Here is an 18,758-nt window from a genome sequence, read left to right as displayed (position 1 = left end):
CGGACTAGTACCGCGGATCGGAAGTTCGCTCCGAGTTTCACTCGCGGGGAGCGAGTAGCCAAGGGTAGTCGGTGAGCAGGGCACTGAAGATTTCCATGCGGTTGGCGCGGAGGCCGACCTGCTCCCAGCGGCCGGCGGAGGTGGGTACCTCGAGTTCCCACCACTGCTTGGTTACGCGCCGCAGGCGGAAGTGGTTGATGGCGTCGCGCTCTGGGCCCGAGACGACGGTGAGGAACTCACCGCGTCGGCGTGCGCGAAGGTGCTGGAAGCCTTTGCGGCTGTGGAAGAACGAGTGGGTTCCTTCGACGTCGTAGGGCTCAGCGGCGACTTCGGCATGGCGCCGCATCATGCCGCACGAAGCAGGGGCTGTTCAAAGCAGCCATCGAACGTCCACCGGAAGGGCTTGCGCTCGTAGAGGTTCCAGTAGCGAGCGAAGGCCTCGACCTCCTGCTTGATGCGACCTTGGTGCTCGAAGGAACCGTGACGGATCACGCGACGTTGGAGGATGGAGAACCAGAGCTCGACCTGGTTGACCCACGAGGCGTGCACCGGCGTGTGCACGAACTCGAAGGGGTGCTTGCGGTCTGCGTTGAAGCGCTCCCAGCGGTCATCCTTGCCCTCGTGATGGATGTTCAGGTTGTCCCACACGACGATCACGCGCTTGCCTCGATAGCGTCGCGCCACGGCCTGCATGAAGCGCGTCAGGGTCGCGGCGTCGCGCTTGTCCACCACCTCGGTGGTGACCTCTCCCGTCACGACGTTCAGCGCCGCGAGCAGGTGTCCGACGCCATGTCGCACGTACTCGAAGTCGCGCCGAACGACACCGTCCGGTCCGACCGTCGTTGGGAACCGGCGCTCCAGCGTCTGCAAAGGCTTCTCGTCGATGCAGAGCACGACGGCGTCGGCAGGCGGGTTGCGGTACAGGTCGCAGATGCGCGCCACCTTCTCGCGGAAACACGGGTCGGGGCTGTGGAGCCATTGCCGCACGCGATGAGGCTTGAGCCCCTTCGCGCTCAAGATCCGCTGAACTGAGCTACGGCTGATTGCGACCCCCGTGCGCAACGTGAGAGCCATCGATAGCGCGCCCTGTGTCCAGGTGTCGCGGAAGGGAGTGAGCAGCTTGTCGGGCTTGTCGCATGCGAGCTGGAGCACGGTGCAGCGCGTCTCCGCCACGATCACGCGCGGTCGACCCGGACGGTCGCCGTCGCGAAGAGACTCGACGACAGGGGCCTGCTCCCAGCGCGCCCGCCACTTCCTGACCGAGCGGTCGCACGTGCCCAACGCCCGCGCGGTCTCGGTGGTGCCTACGCCTGCTGCCAGTGAGAGGATCATGCGTGCCCGTCGGACAGCCTCGAAAGGCGCCGTCCGGCTCGAGGCCAGCTCACGAACGCGATGACGCTCAAGCAAAGGGATGAACGTTGTCCGCGCCTTCGGCCCACGACTCATCGCCCCTGAACCCCCCACCGCACACTTCTATTTCCGTCATGCGCAAACTCGGATCGGATTTCCGGGCGGCGGTACTAGGCGCCGGGTCAAGCGAGAGAACTGTTGAGTTCCAAGCTGGAAACGATGCGGAATTCGAGGCGCATGCCAGCCTCGAACCACACAGTCCGCGCCCCGCAGGAGCGGACTTCCGCTGTTCATCCACGCCCGGGATGCTGCCCCGGACTTCAGTCCTGCCCACTGATCGCATTTTTTGAAGTGCGGGAATTTCGTGATCCCCGGTGTGTTCAGGGGAGATGGACGAAGAAACGGCGTGGGCTCGCGAAGAATTTGGCAATGCGGATCTCGGTGATGCGAGGCGCAACCATCGGCTGATTCGGTTGGCGGCACGGGTCGCCCAGCAGCCTGGAGGGACCATCGCAGGGGTGTGCCGGTCGGCCGCGGAGCGACAGGCGGCGTACGACTTGATGTCGAACAAGAAGGTGCGTTCGGAGGCGTTGCTGCAAGCCACGACGGCTGCGACGGCAGGGCGATGCGCGGAGCACGAGTTTGTCTACGTGCCGGTGGATGGGTCGAGTCTGGTTCTGACGGACCGCGCGAAAACCAAGCCGCTGGGCTCGATCGGCGCGACGCGCTTTCCGACCCGCGGACTCAAGGTCGTGGACGCGGTGGCCGTCGCGCCAGACGGCACGTTCAACGGCATTCTCGACGTGCAGTTCTGGACGCGCGCAGCGGCGAAGAAGAAGCGGCGGATGCCAGTTTGCAGGCCCATGGGACCACCTGATGGCCTGAACTTGCAGGGCCATGGGACCACCGGATTTGCAGGGACATGGGACCACCCGTAAGGGGTGCCCCTGAGTTTTGCAGGGACATGGGACCACCTGATTTGCAGCCTCATGGGACCACCTGTGGGGCGGCGAGGAGGGGGTCTCTGGGCCGGCGACCGGAACATCAACCACGGTTCCCCTTGGACGACGCGGGCGTCCGAGGAGAGCCGCATGAGTTACCGGGAGCTGAGCATGATCGAAGTGAAGGAAGTCCTGCGCCGCCGCGAAGCGGGGCAGGCGTTGAGGGAGATCGCCCGCGAGACGGGGCTGGACCGGAAGACAGTGCGTCGGTACGTGGAAGCCGCCGGGGAGACCGACGGCGAGGTCGACACGGAGGTGGTGGTCCAGCAGGTGGTCCAGGCCGTTCAGGTGCGCGCCCCTCAGCCACCGAGCGAGCCGCGCGGACGGATCGATGCCCATCGTGAGTTGATCACGAGCTGGCTGAAGCCCACGCAGAAGGGTACGCGCGCGTTGCGGCTCACCAAGGTGCACGAGCTGCTCAAGCGGCGCGGCGTGGACGTCACGTACGCCACGCTATGTCGCTGGGCGCACGACGAGATCGGTTGGCGTGAGCGGAAGCCCACCGTTCGCGTCGACGACCCCGAGCCCGGCCAGGAGGCGCAGGCCGACTTCGGCAAGGTGGGGCTGCTCTACGACGCCGCGCAGGGAAAGGAACGAACGCTGTGGTGCCTGGTCGTGACGCTGACGTACAGCCGCATGCAGTTCATCTGGCCCACCTTCGAGCAGACTACCGAAGCCGTGTGCGAGGGACTCGATGCAGCATGGACGTTCTTCGGAGGCCTCGTGGCGCGCGTGCTCGTCGACAACGCGAGCGCGATGGTCACGAGCCCGCACCCGACCTCGCCACGCGTGAACGATGCGTTTGCCGACTACGCTCAGCATCGCGACTTCTTCGTCGACACCACGCGCGTGAGGCACCCGAAGGACAAGCCTCGCGTCGAAAACCAGATGCCCTTCGTGCGCGAGAGCTGGTGGGACGGCGAGAGCATCGCTGACCTCGACGAGGCACGTCGGAGCGCGGAGGTTTGGTGCCGCAGGGTGGCAGAGCGCGTCCACGGAACGACCCAGCGCGTGGTGCGCGAGCACTACGAGGCAGAGGAGAAGCCGCTCATGTTGCCGACTCCCGAGAAGCCGTTCGACGTGCCGCTTTGGACCGAAGCGAAGGTGCATCCGGATCATCACGTTCAGGTGCAACGCGCGCTGTACTCGGTGCCGACGCGCTTCATCGGCAGGACGGTGCGCGTTCGTGCGGACCGTCATCTGGTGCGCATCTATCTCGCCGCGGAGTTGATCAAGACCCATCCGAGGCAGGCTCCAGGCCAGCGTTCAACCGACACCAACGACTACCCCGTGGGCGCTGCCGCCTACGCCACACGCAGCTTCACGAACATCGTCGAGCGTGCTCACAAGGCCGGCGAACACGTGGGCTGCTACGCGGACCGTCTCTTCGATCGGCAGCTGCCGTGGACGATGATGAGGCAGGGCTATCAGCTGCTTCGACTCTGCGACACCTACGGCGCCGCGAAGGTCGACGCCGTCTGCGAGCGCTCGCTCAGCTTCGATGTTGTCGATGTGCCCCGCATCGCCCGCATGCTCCGAATGGCGATGTCCGCCGAGGCAGAGGCCGAGGAGCGAGGGAAGCTCCGCAAGCTGCCTCAAACACCACGCTTCGCGCGCGACGCAGGCGTGTACAGCACGCTCGAGACCTCGCGCGAGGAGGACCGCTGATGTCGAACACCACGACCATCGATCCCGAGCTGCGCATCGCCCTCAAGAAGCTCCGCTTGGGGAAGATGATTCCCACGCTCCCCGAGCGCCTGCTCCTCGCTCGGCAGAACAAGCTCTCGCACGACGCCTTCATGCTCCTTCTGCTGCGGGACGAGATCGACCGGCGAGACAGTACGGCGACGGCGCGTCGCGCACACACGGCCGGACTCGACCCCGATATGGTGCTCGAGCGCTGGGACAACTCGACCAAGGTGCACTTCGACCGGCACGTGCTCGACGAGCTCGTATGCCTTCGCTTCATCGAGAGCGCGCGCAACGTCGTGATCCTCGGCCCCGTCGGCGTCGGCAAGACCTTCCTCGCCACCGCCCTCGGACACATCGCCTGCAGGCACCGCTTCCAGGTGATGCTCACTCGCGCCGACGACATGCTGCGGCGCCTCAAGCAGAGTCGTCTCGACAACTCACGCGACGCCCTGATGACCGAGCTCACCACCGTCGATCTGCTGATCATCGACGACTTCGCGCTCGAGCCCATGACGCGTGACGAGGGGCGCGACATCTACCAGCTCTTCGTCGAACGGAACGGACGCCTCCCGACCATCGTGACCAGCAACCGAGACACGGCCGAGTGGATCGCGACCTTCGATGACGTGCTGCTCGCTCAGAGCGCCGTCGACCGCTTCATCAACAACGCCTACGACCTCGTCGTCGAAGGCGAGTCATACCGACACCGGCTCAAGCCCAAGGTCACCGGGGACGAGGCCCCGCCCAGCGTCCCCATCACCAAGCCCGACCGCCCCATCCGGAAGAAGCGACGGTAGCCCCCGACGTCGTCGCCTCCGGCTCCTCCGGACGTGACACCGCGACCATCAGACGGCATGCTCAGCCCACTGTCGTCGGACCTTCCCCTGGTCCCATGATCCTGAAAACCCGGCGGTCCCTTCGGGGTGCAAACTGGCAGGCGGAAGAGCCAGAAGAAGCCGAGCCGACACCTTCGTCGTCGTAAGCGAGACACCGAGATGAAGCACTGGAGTGCATCCGTCGAGAGCGTCAACCAGGTCCTCGAGAAGCACGCTCCTGGCGTCCGATCTTGGTTCGTGATGGACCGCGAGGCGGATGAGTCCAAGCTGCTCAGGCAACTCGGACAGGCTGGCACATGGTTCACGATCCGGGCTGCCCAGGACCGCGTGGTCGAGTGGCGAGGCAAGTCGACGAGACTGTTCTCGGCGGTGAGCGCGGCGAAGCCTCTGGGTCGACGCGTCTTGCAGGTCCCTCGATCGCACTCGTGTGCTGCCCGTACTGCGAAGGTCGTCATTCGCGCAAGGTCCCTGAAACTAATGCTCCCTACGTACGAGCGGCGAGACGAGCGGGTCGCGCTCGAAGTCGGCGTGGTCGAAGTCCTCGAAGTGCGGAACACCAGCACGCCCATTCACTGGGTCCTGCTCACGAACCGTCCCGTGGCGAAGCTCGCGGACGCCGAGCGCGTCATCGACAGCTATCGCGCGCGCTGGCGAATCGAAGAGTTTCATCGGACGTGGAAGGCCGGCGGCTGCGACGCCGAAAACATCCACCTCCGCAGCGCCGACGGAATCCGAAAATGGGCCATCCTTCTCGCCTCTGTGGCCGCACGAACCGAACACCTCAAGCGGCTGGCTCGCACCCAGCCTGATGAACCCGCCACCTGCGAGCTCACCGAAGACGAGATCCAAGTCCTCATCTTCGCCAAGCGCCGCATCAAGACCAGCGTGGAGCTGGTTCCCGACGGGATTCCCCCGATAAAAACAGCGGTCCGCTGGATCGCCGACCTCGGTGGGTGGGCCGGTCACTACACCAAGTACGAACCCGGCTCGACCACGATTGCTCGCGGCCTCGTCGAGTTGGCCCGCTACATGGAGTTCTTCTCAGCGATCGCTGAACACCCAGAACTCGCCAAAAAGCTGATGAAGAAGCGATGAGTGGGCAGCTTCCAGCCGGGGTGCCAATATCCCTAGAAACATGGCCGATTCTACGTGTCAGTGCCTGACAAGACTTGTGATGAGTCGGTAGAGGACCACGCCCACGGTGACGATCCCGCCCCTCGCCGCTCAGGGCGGGAGCTGGAACAGCCTCCTCGCGTTCGCATACGTGAGCGCCGCCACGTGCTCCACCGACTGACCTCGCAGCTGGGCCAGCGTCTCCACCACCTGCGCCAGCGCGGCGGGCTCGTTGCGCTCCGGGCCGGAAGCGAGCCGGCCACTCGGGGCGTCGGTCTCCACCAGCAGCCACTCATCTGGCGTGGAGCGAGCCGCCGCGCGGGCCTTCTCGTGGTTCGGCCGGGTGAGCGCGCCGCCGAAGGCCAGCATGAGGCCGAGGTCCACGTACTCGCGCACCAGCTCGGGAGAGCCGGAGAACGCGTGGATGACACCCCGAGCGGTCAGGCACGGCACCGCGGGAGCACCGCGCAGCAGCTCGAGCGCGAGCCCGTGCGCCTTCACCACGTGCAGCACCAACGGCAGCTCACAGGTGGTGGCCGCGTGCAGGTGCTCGCGCAGCACGGCGCTCTGCTGCGCGAGGCTGCAAGCCTCTCCCAGACGGTCCGCCAGCGACGCGTCGAGGCCGCACTCCCCTATTGCCACGACCCCCGGCATGGTGGCGGCTTCCGCCAATGTCGCAGCGAGCACGCCGGGAGCGCGACCGACCCACACGCTCGCTCCGCCAGCCAGCGCGTAGGGGTGGATGCCCACGGCCGTCCGGACGGTGAGCCCGCGCTCCGTCGCAGCGAGCGCGATGGCCCCCGCTCGCAGCCACTGCTCGGGCTCGTAGCCCGGCACCAGCAGCTCATAGACACCCGCCGCGCGCGCCCGCTGCAGCACCTCACCGCGGTCGGCGTCGAACTCGGGGAAGTCCAGGTGGCAGTGCGAGTCGAACAACCTCACGCGCCGATGTGGGCGGCCTTGCCCTCGGTCTCCGTCACCGGGCGCGGCGCATCGATGCTGCCATCGGCGTGGAAGCGCTCGAGCTCGCGCGAGACGCGGCGCATGAGGTCTTGCTTCTCGTGGAAGGGCAGGAACGACGCCTTGAAGCCGTTCAGGACCACGTGCTTGATGCCCTGCAGGTCGAGCCCCATGCGCGTGTGGCACAGGTGCAGCTCGCGCGAGACGGTGGTGTCCGTGATCAGGCGGTTGTCCGTGTTGACGGTCACGCGCAGGCCGAGGTCGTAGTAGAGCTTGAGGGGGTGGCTGGCCAGGTCGCGCACGGCGCCCGTCTGCACGTTGCTGGACGGACAGCACTCGAGGGCGATGCGGTGGTCGTTGACGTAGTGCAGCAGGTCGCCGTCCTCGCGCAGCCGGCAGCCGTGCCCGATACGGTGCGCCCCGCAGTCGTGCAGCGCCTGGTGGATGCTGGCCGGACCATAGGCCTCGCCAGCGTGGATGGTGACGCTGATGTTGTTGTCGCGCACCAGCTGGAACGCCTCGAGGTGGTGCTTGGCGGGGTGGTCGTTCTCGGCGCCCGCGAGGTCGAAGCCCACCACGCCGCGGTTCTTGTAGGCCACCGCCAGCTCGGCCATCTCCACCGAGGAGTGCGGCGAGATGTTGCGGATGCCGCACAGGATGACCTGGCTCTGGATGCCGAAATCCTGACGCGCCTGCCACAGCCCGGCCAGCACGGCCTCCACCACCGCCGCGCGCCCCAGCCCGTCGCGCGTGTGCAGCATGGGCGAGTAGCGCACCTCCATGTAGCGCACGTTCTCCTTCGCGGCGTCCTCGGCCAGCTCGTAGGCGATGCGCACGAGCGACGCCTCGGTCTGCATGACCCGCAGCGTGACGTCGAACGCCTTCAGGTATTCCACCAGCGAGCCCGTGTTCTCGCCCAGGTGCATGGCACGCGACAGCGCCTCTGGATCCCGCGAAGGGAGCTCCACGCCGCCCTGCTCGGCCAGGTCGAGGATGGTGCCGAGGCGCAGCGACCCATCGAGGTGGACGTGCAGGTCGGTCTTGGGGAGCTGCTCGAAGAACGCGAGCGGGAGATTGGGCGTTGCGGACGGCATCACCCAGGACGATAACAACACGCCCCGAGGCGTGCTACTGCGAGCCTCGAACGCCATGCGCTTGCACCACCTCGCCCTGCGCACCCACGACGTCGACCGCCTGGTGGCGTTCTACCGTGACGTGCTCGCGCTCGGGCCGTGGCCCGTTCAGGCCGGCAGCGGGGTGTGGCTGCAGCTAGACGACGCGGTGCTCATGATCGAGCGCGCTTCAGCCGACGAGCCTGCACCGCCTCCGGGCACCCGCGAGCTCTTGGCGCTTTTAGCCACGGACGGCGACCTGCCCCGCGCCCGCGCGCACCTCGCCACGCACGGCGTGACGATCGAGGCCGAGACGGCGCACACTCTCTACTTCCGCGACCCGGACGGGCGGCGCGTGGCGCTCTCCGACTACACCTTCCCTCCCCCCCCGAGCGAAAAGACACGATGACCGAACGCGCCCCCCTGCGAGACCATGCCAGCCCCCTCGAGTTGCTGCGCAGCGCCAGCGCCATGGAGGTGGCCACCCGCATCCGCCGACGCGCGGTCAGCTCGCGCGAGATGGTGGACGCCTGCATCGCCGAGGTGGAGCGCGTGAACCCCACACTCAACGCCGTGGTGGCCACGCGCTTCGACGAGGCGCGCGCCGAGGCCGAGCTGGCCGACCGCCGCCTGGCCAGTGAAGACGTGGCGTCGCTGCCGCCGCTGCACGGCGTGCCCTGCACCATCAAGGAGTGTTTCGCGCTGGTGGGCATGCCGCAGACGTCCGGCCTCCCCGCGCGGGTGGGCTTCCGCCCGAGCGCAGACGCCCCGGCCGTCACGCGCCTGCGCGACGCGGGCGCCATCCCGGTGGGCGTCACCAACGTGTCCGAGCTGTGCATGTGGATGGAGAGCTTCAACCGGGTCTACGGGCGCACCAACAACCCCTACGACCCGAGCCGCATCGTGGGCGGCAGCTCCGGTGGCGAGGGCGCCATCGTGGGCTCGGGCGCCAGCCTCTTCGGGCTGGGCTCCGACGTGGGCGGGTCCATCCGCATGCCTGCGTTCTTCAACGGCGTGTTCGGCCACAAGTGCAGCGCGGGCCTCATCCCCAACAGCGGCCAGTACCCCGAGGGCGACGGCGCGGCGGGCAATTTCCTCAGCACCGGGCCCATCGCGCGGCGCGCCGAAGACTTGAGCATGCTCGTGCGCATCCTCGCGGGCCCGCACGAGAGCGACGCGAACACCAAGCCCATCCCCCTGCTGGACCCCACCCAGGTGGACCTGTCGCGGGTGCGCGTCCTCAACGTGCCGGATGACGGGCGCACGTACGTGAGCCCCGCGCTGCGGGCCAGTCAGAAGCGCGTCGCCGAGCACCTACGGTCGCTGGGTTGCCAGGTCGAAGAGCGCCGCTTCGTGCGGCTCAAGAAGGCCTTCGACATCTGGTCCAGCATGCTGCACGACTCGCAGGGCACACCGTTCGCCACGCTGCTCGCCAACGGCGAGAAGTGGAAGAGCGTGCCGGAGCTGGCCAAGCTGCTGACGCGGCGCTCGGCGCACACGCTGCCGGCGGTCATCCTGGCCGTGGGGGAGCGCATCACGGACCTCGCGCCGGGCCACACGCGCGCCATGGTGGAGCAGGGGCGCCTGCTGCGCGCCGAGCTCGACGAGGCGCTGGCGGGCGACACCGTCATGCTCTACCCGCCGTACGGCATGGTGGCCCCCAAGCACGACGTGCCGCTGCTGTGGCCCTTCCTGTGGGTCTACACGGCCATCCTCAACGTCATGCAGCTGCCGGTCACGCAGGTGCCCCTGGGGCTCGACCCGCGCGGGCTGCCACTCGGCGTGCAGGTCGCGGCGGGGCATGGCCACGACCACCTCACCCTGGCTGTCGCGCACGAGCTCGAGCGCGCCTTCGGGGGCTGGGTGCGGCCCTCCATCTGAGCGCGGAAAGAGCGCTGGTCAGACGGCGCCGCGGAGGGCGGTCATGACCTCGTCCAGTCGGCGCCGCTCCACGCTCACGCGGGTGGGCATGCCGCCGGTGAGGCCCAGCAGCGCGACCAGATCCACGCCGCTGTCGAACTTGGCCGCCGCCGTGACCGTGGTCTCGTCGAGCACCACCGACACCCGCGCCAGCTCCTGGCCCAGCAACAGCAGCAGCGTCTTGTCGTAGTGGCCACCGCGCTCGGTGGCGTCGCAGAACGCGATGTTGCTGGCCACCGTGTAGCGCGTGGCCAGCTTGTGCGCCTCGCGCTCGCGGCCATCCAGGCTCTTCGCGGCGTCGCGAATGGGCTCGAACAAGCCCGCGTCCGAGGCCCCGCCCGCGAGGTAGCGCACGATCACGCCCTTGAGTCCGTCGTCGCGGTGCCGCGCGCGCAGCGCCCGATCGATGAGGGCGGCGCGCTCGCTCGGCTCGCCGAGGCGCGTGTCGATAGCGCGTGCGTCGTCGTCGGCCCCCGCGTAGGGCTCCACGCCGCCGCGGATCCACTTGGCCGCGCTGCACAGCCCGTCGAAGTCCACGTGGCAGCAGATGGTCTGGATCTCGCCCGCCCAGGCCACGCGCTCGGGCGTGACCAGCTCGGGGCAGGCGCCGTGCTGGGCCTTGGTGCGCAGCACGAAGCGCGGGTCGTCGGCGTAGGCCGAGTGCATCTCGTGATCGTGGTGGTCGATCCACATCGCCAGCCGCGATCCGAGGCCGTCCAGGAAGGGCTTGGTGACGCCCTCGAAGCTGGCGCCCCCCGCATTTGCCGCGAAAGCCACGTCCAGCACCACCACGCGGCCTGGCAGGGACTTCGCGCGCGGGAGCTTGCGCGGGGTCCCGTAGGCAAGCTGCGGGAAGGGACTCGAGGCACGGGGCGAGGGCATGGAGGCCTCATCGTGGCGCAATTCGAGGCTGGTGCAACAGCGCGCTCACGACGCTGAAACCGCCCTGAAACACTTGAATTCAGGGGAATACTTTCCGTGTCTCATTTTGCCTTTCGGTGCTGATCACGAAACACACTCGAAATCTCCTGCGGCCAAGGTCACTCCAGTAGTCGAGGTGAACAGACTTCGACGGAACGCGAACCTGGAACGTTGGAGACACAAACCATGCTGGGTCTCACACCAAGGCTGACTGGAGCAAAACCCGTGAAGAACTTCTCAACCCGTCTGAGCTTGATCATGTTGGCGATGGCCCTGCCGAGCGCAGCCCTCGCCCAGGAAGACACCGCCGAGCCCGTAGCGGCAGAGCCCACCACCTACGCCGAGCCGGCCGCAGAAGAAACGCCGCTCGAGGAAGTGGTCGAGGAGGAGGTCGAAGAAGAGCTCGCAGAAGAAGAGTCCATCATGGACAACGTCACGTGGCAGGCCTTCGCCTCGGGCTACTACCAGTTCGACACGCAGCGCGTGCCGAATGGCTCGTTTACCGACCCCGTCACCGGCGACGTTGTCTCGACAGAGCCCTCCCACCGCGAGTACGCACGCAACCACGGCTTCGGCATTCCCTTCGTCGGCGGTGACTTCGCGTACGCCGGCGAGCACGGTGGCGTGACCGTCAACCTGCGCTTCGGTGAAGCGGCCCCCCTCCTCATCGCCGGCTTCAACAACTACGCGCTCATCAGCAACGTCAAGCAGGGCTTCGCCTCCTGGTACGCCACGGAGTCCCTCAGCATCGACCTCGGCTTCTTCGACACCGTCTACGGTGCCGAGGTCGCGGACGAGTGGCTGAACGTCAACTACACGCGCGGCACGGAGCCCTCGACACCAACAGCAACGACGACTGGGGTCACTTCATCGACGTGGTCGCCACCATCGGCCTCACCGACAGCATGAAGCTCGTCCTCAACGCCGACCTGCGCTTCAACCCCATGCTCCCCGGTGACACCACCGACTCCCTCTACTTCGGCGCCAGCGCCGCCCTCGGCATCGACGTGACCGACGACATCGCCATCGGTGCTCGCGTCGAGTACCTCTACGGCGGCAGCGGCAACGGTGCCTACTCGACGATGGGCGCCGAGAGCCTCATCACCGTCACCCCCACCTTCCGCTACACCCCCGGCGACAACGTCATCCTGACCCTCGAGCCGCGCCTCGACTGGGCCAACGAGGACATCTTCGCGACCCGCGATGGCGTGGCGGACACCAACATGTCCATCAACATCCTCGCCGGTCTCACCGCCCGCATCGGCAACTGAGCCGAGAACCTGGCGCCCACGCCAGGCTGATTCGAGAGAGGCCACCCTCCACGGGGTGGCCTTCTTCGTTCTTGACGGCATCTTGACGCTCGCTGTCCAAGGTTTGACAGCCCCTTGCTGCAGGCAGCTGTACGAAGGGGGTGTGCCGAAACACGAAGCCACAGCAAGCGAGCAAGCGTTCCGTTGGCGGTTGCGCATCGTCGCGGTCGTCGCCGTTGCGCTCCTGATCGGGCTCAGCGCATGGCGCGCGATGAGGCCGAGCCGGGCGATCGAGGGCCTCCCAGCCGCGGAACGACGTGCGCTGTACGACCGGACGATCGAATCGCTCGCGACCGTCTGTCGCTCGCACCAGGTTGGTCTTGCGGACTTCTGCCGGGATCAGGCCGAGCTGGTCGTTCGCTTTCCGGAGTGCGACGCCACGTGCCGCGCGGTCGCCGATCCCCACCTTCCGCGCGGGTCCCGCTGACCCACGACGCACCTCAACCCAACGCTGACTGGAGTAGAACCGTGAAGAATCTCTCAACACGTCTGAGCTTGATCATGTTGGCGATGGCCCTGCCGAGCGCAGCGCTCGCCCAGGACGACAGCCCCGAAGAGTCCATCATGGACAACGTCACGTGGCAGGCCTTCGCCTCGGGCTACTACCAGTTCGATACGCAGCGCGTGCCGAATGGCGCGATCGTCGACCCCGTTACCGGCGACTCTGTCTCGACCGAGCCGAACCACCGTGAGTACGCACGCAACCACGGTTTCGGCATTCCCTTCGTGGGTGGTGACTTCGCGTACGCTGGTGAGCACGGTGGTGTGACCGTCAACCTGCGCTTCGGTGAAGCGGCCCCCCTCCTCATCGCCGGATTCAACAACTACGCGCTCATCAGCAACGTCAAGCAGGGCTTCGCCTCCTGGTACGCCACGGAGTCCCTCAGCATCGACCTCGGCTTCTTCGACACCGTCTATGGTGCCGAGGTCGCGGACGAGTGGCTGAACGTCAACTACACGCGCGGCGCGCTCTACTTCCTGATGCAGCCCTTCAACCACACCGGTCTCCGCGTGAACTACGCGGTCAGCGACACCGTCGGCCTCAAGTTCCTCGTGGTCAACGGCAACTTCGACTTCGCCGATGTCAGCGACCTCAACGAGGTTCCCGCCTTCGGCGCCCAGGTCACCCTCGCTCCGAGCGACAACGTCTTCCTCGCCGTCGGCTACGCGACGCAGGCCGAGGCCGGCAACAACGACTGGGGCCACTTCATCGACGTGGTCGCCACCATCGGCCTCACCGACAGCATGAAGCTCGTCCTCAACGCCGACCTCCGCTTCAACCCCATGCTCCCCGGTGACACCACCGACGCGCTCTACTTCGGCGCCAGCGCCGCCCTCGGCATCGACGTGACCGACGACATCGCCATCGGCGCCCGCGTCGAATACCTCTACGGCGGCAGCGCCAACGGTGCCTACTCGACGATGGGCGCCGAGAGCCTCATCACCGTCACCCCCACCTTCCGCTACACCCCCGGCGACAACGTCATCCTGACCCTCGAGCCGCGCCTCGACTGGGCCAACGAGGACATCTTCGCGACCCGCGATGGCGTGGCGGACACCAACATGTCCATCAACATCCTCGCCGGTCTCACCGCCCGCATCGGCAACTGAGCCGAACGCACCGGGCGTGGGGTATCCTGGCGCATGGGTGAAACGCGCTCTCCCCGTCTCTTCGTGCTGGTGCTCGGCGGGCTGCTGCTTCTCTGCGCCGTCACCGGAGGCGTTCTCTACGCCCTCGTCCAAAGAGAAGACGCGCGTTGGCCTAGCTTGGCCGACACGCCGCGGCCCAGCGCCCCAACCGCCCCAGAGGCGGGCGATGGACGAGCCTGGGAGCGCATCGCGGAGGCGAGCGCAAACTTCCCCTCGGACGCCCCGGAGCTCCACCGGGTCCTGGATGCCGAGAGCACGCCGAGCGCCGATCAGCTGTCCGCCTGGCAGCCGTTTGCTGGCCGCATCGATGCCCTGCGCGCGGTGGTGACCGAGACCTCCGGGCTCTCCATCCCACAGCCTGTCGGGTTCGATGACCCGGGCGTGTTGCTGCTGCCCTTGCTGCAGATCTGCCGTGCCTGGCTGCTGTCGGGCTGGGCACAGGCCGCCGAAGGCGCTCCCGCGCTCGGCCTCACGGAGATGCTCCACGTCCAGGCGCTGGCGGCGCGCCTCATGCTGGGCGACACGGGGCTGGTGGACACGGTGATGGGCATGGTCATCTACCAGATGGCACACGGCGAGGTCCGCGAGTTGCTCGCCACGTTCGGCTCGGCCGATCCGGCGCTGCACGCCCAGGCCGCGGCTGGGTTGGTACCGATCGAGCCCGGCTGCATCGCCCGCGCGCTCACGGTGGAGGCGCGCGTGGTCGAGCCGGTGTTCGCCATGCAGGACGAAGCCATGCCTTGGGTGGAGGCAAAGGGCTACGACGAGGAGCTCACCCGCGTGTGGTACCGCATGCACATGCAGCGTGTGGTGGACCGGGCCACCCTGCCGCGCTGGCAGCGCGCGCCCCTCGAGCGGCTCCCGTTGTGGAGCACCGATGGCGGGCTGGTGCAGCAGCTCCACAACCGCACGGGGCGCATCCTGCTGGACCTCGCGACAGCCGACTACGACAGCATGATCGTACGGGAAGACCTCACCGTGGCGGGCTCGCGCCTGCTCGTTCTGCTGGTCGCCGTGCGGCGGTACGCCTTCGACCATGCGGGCGCCCTGCCGGCCAGACAGGCGGACCTGGTGCCGGGCTACCTCCCCGCACCGCTGCTGGACCCTTACGACGGCGAGCCACTCCGCCTCGACCGCGAGAGCATCTGGTCCGTCGGCGAGAGCGAAGCCCCCGAGGGAATGGCGCTGCGCCTCCCGTTGTGAGGACTCTGCCTCTGCCTCGGTCTCGGTCTCGGACTCCGCCTCGCCTTCACTCCACCGGACGGCAGCCCACTCGCAGCTCGCGCGGGTCGCCTTCGGACGTCATGGGCCCGGTGCCGCCGTACTCGGCGCGCTGCTCGGCGGTGATGCGGCGAGCCGCCGCGATCTGCCCCAGCAGGATCGCACCGTCAGTGGCGGTGCGCTCGAAGGTGGTGGTGTCCACGCGGTACAGACCGAAGCGGGGCTCGTAGCCCTCCGCCCACTCGAAGTTGTCCATCAGGCTCCAGTGGTAGTAGCCGCGCACGTCCACGCCCTCGCGGCGCGCCCGCTCGATCTGCTCGAGCGAGCGCACGATGTGCTCGGCGCGGCGGCGGCCCACGTTGGTGGCGAGCCCGCTCTCGGTCACGGTCAGCGGCAGGTCCGGGTAGGTCTCACCATACTCCGTGAGCAGGTTGTAGATGCCAGGCTCGTAGTACTCATAGCCCATGGCCGGCACGCAGTGCGTGGCGTCGAAGATGGGGTCCACGCACGCACCGAAGTCGAAGTCCGCGAAGCATGGCGTGGCATTGATCTCGGGGATGAGGCCCGGCGAGCCCGTCACGCCCTGACGCGAGTAGTACTGCACGCCCATGAAGTCGAGCTTGCCGGCCCAGTCGTCGTGGGTCTCGTTGCCCACACCGTCGAAGTCGGTGTCGAACGTGCCCTCACGGATCGACTGAGGGAACTGGTGGTTGTAGACGTAGTGGATCGTGTTGCGGGCGCGCACGGCGCTCTCGAAGTCCGACACCACGTTGCGCACCGCGGGCGCCCACTCGATGACGTTGAGGGTGAAACCCACCAGGGCAGTCTGCTCGTCGGCGTCGGCGTCCACCGTATCGTTCGCGTGGATGGCGTCGTACATGGCCACGTGCGCCTCCATGAAGGTGCGCACGACGTCGATGAAGCGCTCGAAGCCGTTGAAGAGCAGGTTCCGACCGGGCGGAAAAACCGTGAGCATGTAGCTGGCCACCAGGTAATTGATGGGCTCGTTGACGGTCACCCACTCATCTACCCGGTCGCCGTAGCGGCGCGCCAGCTCGCCCGCGAACTCCGCCATCTCGGCCACGATGGCGGGGCCGCCGGTGGGGTGACCGAAGCCGCAGAGGTTCTCGTCGGTGGGGCCGCCGGGCGGGCACTCGGGCACACGCGGGTCGTCCACCCAGATGGGGTTCGAGAAGTGGTGCACCGTGATCATCGGCTTGATGCCGCGCGCCACCAGCGCGTCGATGACCGCGTCGTAGTGCGCGAAGGCAGCCTCGTCGTAGTTGTCGCGCGTGGGCTCCATGCGCGCCCAGTTCACGCTCAGGCGGTAGGCGTCGAGGTTCATCTCGTCCACCAGCGCCACGTCGTCGAGCGCGCGCGCGTAGCCCTGCACGGCCTCGCCCACGAACTGGCCCACGCCCAGGCCCCCGTCCGCGATGGGCTGCGTGTAGACCCACCAGTCCGCGTTCTCGTTACCCTCTTCGATCTGCGCCGCGGCCGTGGCCACGCCCAGGGTGAACGAGCCTCGACCCGGCCGGCCGCCGGCCGCGCCCGGGTCGGCGAAGCGGATGACGATGGAGTCGTCGCTGCCGCAGGACAGGCAAGCAACCGAACAACCCAACAAGGCCAGCACCTGGCCCGCACGCAGCAGCGTCTTCATGCAGGCTTTCTGCCAGAAGGGCGAGCAACGCGAAACCCCTGGCGTCCAGAAGCTGGTAGATTGCGCCGCATGTCTGCCCCCCGACCGGAACGCCGGGGCGTCGTCACGACGCTCCACTGCACCCTCGCCTCCGCTCTCGCCTTGTCCGTCTTCGGCTGCGGCAGCGATGCCCCGTCCATCCCCGAGGGCTGCAACGTGTACGCGTGGGAGCCCGGCGTCGGGGACATGTCGTCATTCCCCACCACCGACTTCTTGGTGGAGGACGCGTCACAGCCCACCGGCTATCAAATGACGTTCCCCGAGGGCACGGACCTGACGCCCTACGGGCCGCTGGGACCGCTCTTTCAAGAGCACATCGTGGACCTCGACGGTGTCGGGGTGCAGGGCGAGATGTGGCTCGGCTTCAGCGGCACGTTCGACCCTGCGTTGCTGCCGGTGGCCGACGGCGAGGCGCACGTCACCGACGGCATCGGCATCGTGGTGCTGCCCGCCGACGGGCCGCCCGTGCTGGTCCCGAGTCAGACGCGCACCAGCACCAACTTCCTGTATGTGCGCCCGCTCACGCCGCTCCCGGAGGCCACCCGCGTGGCCTACTTCGCCACGCGTGGGCTGAGCGCGGCCGCTGGGGGCTGCCTCGAGCCCGCGACCGGCATGCGCCGCCTGTTGCGCAACCCGGACGACGACCGCCAGGCCGCCATCGACGGCCTCGAGGAGCTGGGGGTGGTCACCAGCTGGCGCGACCTGGTGGCCCTGCACGTGGTCACCACGCAGTCCATCACGCGCGAGTCCGTCGCCATCGCGTCGCACGTGGACACGCTCTCGCCGGCGCTCACCGACACCAGCTGCACCGACGAGGGCACGCACCGCCGGTGCTCGGCCATGCTGCTGGTAGAGGACTACCGCGCCGAGAACGGTGCCGTGGACATCGACGTGAACGCCGTCGCGCCCCAGCAGACGTGGGAGGTGCCGGTCTCCATCTGGCTGCCGCCCGCGAGCGTGGCGGGGCCCTACCCCACCGTCGTCTTCGGCCATGGCCTGACGGACACACGCAATTCGGCCGGCCTCTTCGCGGGTGGCTTCGCCGAGCAGGGCTGGGCCACGGTGGCCATCGACGCGTTGGTCCACGGCGATCACCCCAGCACGGGCGGCGAGATGCTCGCCGGCATCCAGGGCACGTTCCGCTTCTTCGCGCTAACGCTCAGCAACCCGCCCGTGCTCGATGCGCGCCGCCTGCGCGACCACTGGCGCCAGTCCTCCTACGACAAGCTCCAGCTCACGCGCATGCTCACCAGCGACGGCGACCTCGACGGTGACGGCACGAACGACGTGGACGCCACGCAGCTGGTCTACTTCGGGATCTCCCTGGGCGGCATCATGTCCACCGAGCTGGTCGCCATGAGCGACGCCTACTCGGCGGTGGTCAACATGGAGGGCGGCGGCACCCTCTCGCGCATCGTCTACGACGAGGACTCGTCGTTCTCGCCGCTGGTCACCTTCGTGCTGCGACGCCAAACGGAAGACTCCATCGCGCAGGCCTTCGCGGTGCTGCAGATGGTGCTGGATCGCGGGGACGGCTCGGCCTACGCGCGCCACGTCCTGCTGGACCGCCTGCGGCCGGGGTCGGCGGTGCCGGACTACCTGTTCGGCGTCACCCTGGACGACAACACGGTCACCAACGCCTCCAACTACTCGCTGGCTCGCGCGCTCGGCATACCGCACGTGGGCGCGCAGGTGCGGCCGGTGGTGGGCCTGCCGTTCTCGAGCGAGACGCCGCCCCTGATGGGCAACTGGGAGGGCGTGGCGACTGCCGGCCTCCTTCAGTACGACGTCATCCGGGAGGGCGTGGAGGTGGTCACCGCCACCCACACGAACATGCCCACCAGTGACCTCGCGCGGTCCTCCATCGGGTCGTTCCTGTCCTCCCACTTCGACGACGGCGTGGCCACGCTGGTGGACCCGTATGCCGAGGCGGGCCTGGCGCACGGCCTGCCCACACCCTAGTCTCCCCGCGT

The 18,758-nt window shown here is 67.8% G+C and carries 18 protein-coding genes; 12 read left to right on the top strand and 6 right to left on the bottom strand.

The features are described from left to right. Positions 1-37 precede the first annotated feature (37 nt). Both IPI43_18435 and IPI43_18430 read right to left on the bottom strand, forming a co-directional pair. Positions 38-346 carry a hypothetical protein gene (locus IPI43_18435; GenBank protein ID MBK7776080.1) on the bottom strand — a complete coding sequence of 103 codons (309 nt, stop codon included), beginning with the start codon at positions 344-346 and terminating at the stop codon, positions 38-40. Beyond that, positions 346-1,332 (bottom strand): IS630 family transposase, encoded by a 987-nt coding sequence (locus tag IPI43_18430; protein MBK7776079.1) that lies wholly within the window; start codon positions 1,330-1,332, stop codon positions 346-348. The genes IPI43_18435 and IPI43_18430 overlap by 1 nt, the downstream gene beginning before the upstream one ends. A 407-nt stretch (positions 1,333-1,739) precedes the next feature. Between IPI43_18430 and IPI43_18425 the strand changes: the two genes are divergently transcribed. The 4 genes from IPI43_18425 to IPI43_18410 all read left to right on the top strand — a co-directional run bounded on the left by IPI43_18425 (position 1,740) and on the right by IPI43_18410 (position 5,974). Beyond that, complete coding sequence (locus IPI43_18425; protein MBK7776078.1) at positions 1,740-2,288, top strand: transposase; 549 nt, start codon at positions 1,740-1,742, stop codon at positions 2,286-2,288. 153 nt (positions 2,289-2,441) lie between these two features. Then, positions 2,442-4,019, top strand: a complete 1,578-nt coding sequence (locus IPI43_18420) for an IS21 family transposase (protein MBK7776077.1) — start codon at positions 2,442-2,444, stop codon at positions 4,017-4,019. After that, complete coding sequence (locus IPI43_18415) at positions 4,019-4,840, top strand: ATP-binding protein (GenBank protein ID MBK7776076.1); 822 nt, start codon at positions 4,019-4,021, stop codon at positions 4,838-4,840. The genes IPI43_18420 and IPI43_18415 overlap by 1 nt, the downstream gene beginning before the upstream one ends. A 126-nt stretch (positions 4,841-4,966) precedes the next feature. Further along, complete coding sequence (locus tag IPI43_18410; GenBank protein ID MBK7776075.1) at positions 4,967-5,974, top strand: IS4 family transposase; 1,008 nt, start codon at positions 4,967-4,969, stop codon at positions 5,972-5,974. Positions 5,975-6,103: 129 nt separating this feature from the next. Here IPI43_18410 and IPI43_18405 read toward each other — a convergent pair whose 3' ends face one another. Beyond that, entirely contained in the window at positions 6,104-6,934 is an 831-nt protein-coding gene (locus IPI43_18405) for a TatD family hydrolase (GenBank protein MBK7776074.1), read from the bottom strand. Next, positions 6,931-8,046, bottom strand: a complete 1,116-nt coding sequence (gene add / locus IPI43_18400; protein MBK7776073.1) for an adenosine deaminase — start codon at positions 8,044-8,046, stop codon at positions 6,931-6,933. The genes IPI43_18405 and add overlap by 4 nt, the downstream gene beginning before the upstream one ends. Before the next feature lie 55 nt (positions 8,047-8,101). Between add and IPI43_18395 the strand changes: the two genes are divergently transcribed. Then, positions 8,102-8,473 carry a VOC family protein gene (locus IPI43_18395; protein MBK7776072.1) on the top strand — a complete coding sequence of 124 codons (372 nt, stop codon included), beginning with the start codon at positions 8,102-8,104 and terminating at the stop codon, positions 8,471-8,473. Then, positions 8,470-9,945 (top strand): amidase, encoded by a 1,476-nt coding sequence (locus IPI43_18390; protein ID MBK7776071.1) that lies wholly within the window; start codon positions 8,470-8,472, stop codon positions 9,943-9,945. Before IPI43_18395 ends, IPI43_18390 begins: the two co-directional genes overlap by 4 nt. An 18-nt stretch (positions 9,946-9,963) precedes the next feature. Here the strand turns inward: IPI43_18390 and IPI43_18385 are convergent, their stop codons facing one another. Further along, positions 9,964-10,866, bottom strand: coding sequence for a hypothetical protein (locus IPI43_18385; protein ID MBK7776070.1), 903 nt, complete (start codon positions 10,864-10,866; stop codon positions 9,964-9,966). A 264-nt stretch (positions 10,867-11,130) separates the two neighbouring features. On the opposite strand from IPI43_18385, the gene IPI43_18380 reads away from it, so the two are divergent. From IPI43_18380 to IPI43_18360, 5 genes are read left to right on the top strand one after another with little or no spacing between them, the layout of a single operon-like run. Next, on the top strand, positions 11,131-11,814 hold the full coding sequence (locus tag IPI43_18380; GenBank protein MBK7776069.1) for an outer membrane beta-barrel protein: 684 nt from the start codon (positions 11,131-11,133) through the stop codon (positions 11,812-11,814). After that, on the top strand, positions 11,781-12,176 hold the full coding sequence (locus tag IPI43_18375; GenBank protein MBK7776068.1) for an outer membrane beta-barrel protein: 396 nt from the start codon (positions 11,781-11,783) through the stop codon (positions 12,174-12,176). The genes IPI43_18380 and IPI43_18375 overlap by 34 nt, the downstream gene beginning before the upstream one ends. A 55-nt stretch (positions 12,177-12,231) precedes the next feature. After that, a complete protein-coding gene (locus tag IPI43_18370; GenBank protein ID MBK7776067.1) occupies positions 12,232-12,642 on the top strand; it encodes a hypothetical protein in 411 nt (136 codons plus the stop codon). Between the two features lie 41 nt (positions 12,643-12,683). Then, positions 12,684-13,826 carry an outer membrane beta-barrel protein gene (locus tag IPI43_18365; protein MBK7776066.1) on the top strand — a complete coding sequence of 381 codons (1,143 nt, stop codon included), beginning with the start codon at positions 12,684-12,686 and terminating at the stop codon, positions 13,824-13,826. Positions 13,827-13,859: 33 nt separating this feature from the next. Next, complete coding sequence (locus IPI43_18360) at positions 13,860-15,068, top strand: hypothetical protein (protein MBK7776065.1); 1,209 nt, start codon at positions 13,860-13,862, stop codon at positions 15,066-15,068. Between the two features lie 46 nt (positions 15,069-15,114). Here the strand turns inward: IPI43_18360 and IPI43_18355 are convergent, their stop codons facing one another. After that, entirely contained in the window at positions 15,115-16,746 is a 1,632-nt protein-coding gene (locus IPI43_18355; GenBank protein ID MBK7776064.1) for a family 1 glycosylhydrolase, read from the bottom strand. Between the two features lie 69 nt (positions 16,747-16,815). Here IPI43_18355 and IPI43_18350 point away from each other — a divergent pair, with 69 nt between their 5' ends. Continuing rightward, a complete protein-coding gene (locus tag IPI43_18350) occupies positions 16,816-18,747 on the top strand; it encodes a hypothetical protein (protein MBK7776063.1) in 1,932 nt (643 codons plus the stop codon). Positions 18,748-18,758 lie beyond the last annotated feature (11 nt).

The organism is Sandaracinaceae bacterium (assembly GCA_016706685.1).
Taxonomy (GTDB): domain Bacteria; phylum Myxococcota_A; class Polyangia; order Polyangiales; family Houyiibacteriaceae; genus JADJJE01.
Note: the sequence above shows the minus strand (reverse complement) of the source record. Positions and strands in the feature narration are given on the sequence as shown.

Bases quoted from the DNA above. Each gene is read 5' to 3' on its own strand.
- IPI43_18395 (MBK7776072.1), top strand. From the start codon at position 8,102: ATGCGCTTGCACCACCTCGCCCTGCGCACCCACGACGTCGACCGCCTG.
- IPI43_18425 (MBK7776078.1), top strand. From the start codon at position 1,740: ATGGACGAAGAAACGGCGTGGGCTCGCGAAGAATTTGGCAATGCGGAT.
- IPI43_18350 (MBK7776063.1), top strand. From the start codon at position 16,816: ATGTCTGCCCCCCGACCGGAACGCCGGGGCGTCGTCACGACGCTCCAC.
- IPI43_18355 (MBK7776064.1), bottom strand. From the start codon at position 16,746: ATGAAGACGCTGCTGCGTGCGGGCCAGGTGCTGGCCTTGTTGGGTTGT.
- IPI43_18360 (MBK7776065.1), top strand. From the start codon at position 13,860: ATGGGTGAAACGCGCTCTCCCCGTCTCTTCGTGCTGGTGCTCGGCGGG.
- IPI43_18385 (MBK7776070.1), bottom strand. From the start codon at position 10,866: ATGCCCTCGCCCCGTGCCTCGAGTCCCTTCCCGCAGCTTGCCTACGGG.
- IPI43_18415 (MBK7776076.1), top strand. From the start codon at position 4,019: ATGTCGAACACCACGACCATCGATCCCGAGCTGCGCATCGCCCTCAAG.
- add (MBK7776073.1), bottom strand. From the start codon at position 8,046: ATGCCGTCCGCAACGCCCAATCTCCCGCTCGCGTTCTTCGAGCAGCTC.
- IPI43_18390 (MBK7776071.1), top strand. From the start codon at position 8,470: ATGACCGAACGCGCCCCCCTGCGAGACCATGCCAGCCCCCTCGAGTTG.
- IPI43_18430 (MBK7776079.1), bottom strand. From the start codon at position 1,332: ATGATCCTCTCACTGGCAGCAGGCGTAGGCACCACCGAGACCGCGCGG.
- IPI43_18420 (MBK7776077.1), top strand. From the start codon at position 2,442: ATGAGTTACCGGGAGCTGAGCATGATCGAAGTGAAGGAAGTCCTGCGC.
- IPI43_18435 (MBK7776080.1), bottom strand. From the start codon at position 346: ATGCGGCGCCATGCCGAAGTCGCCGCTGAGCCCTACGACGTCGAAGGA.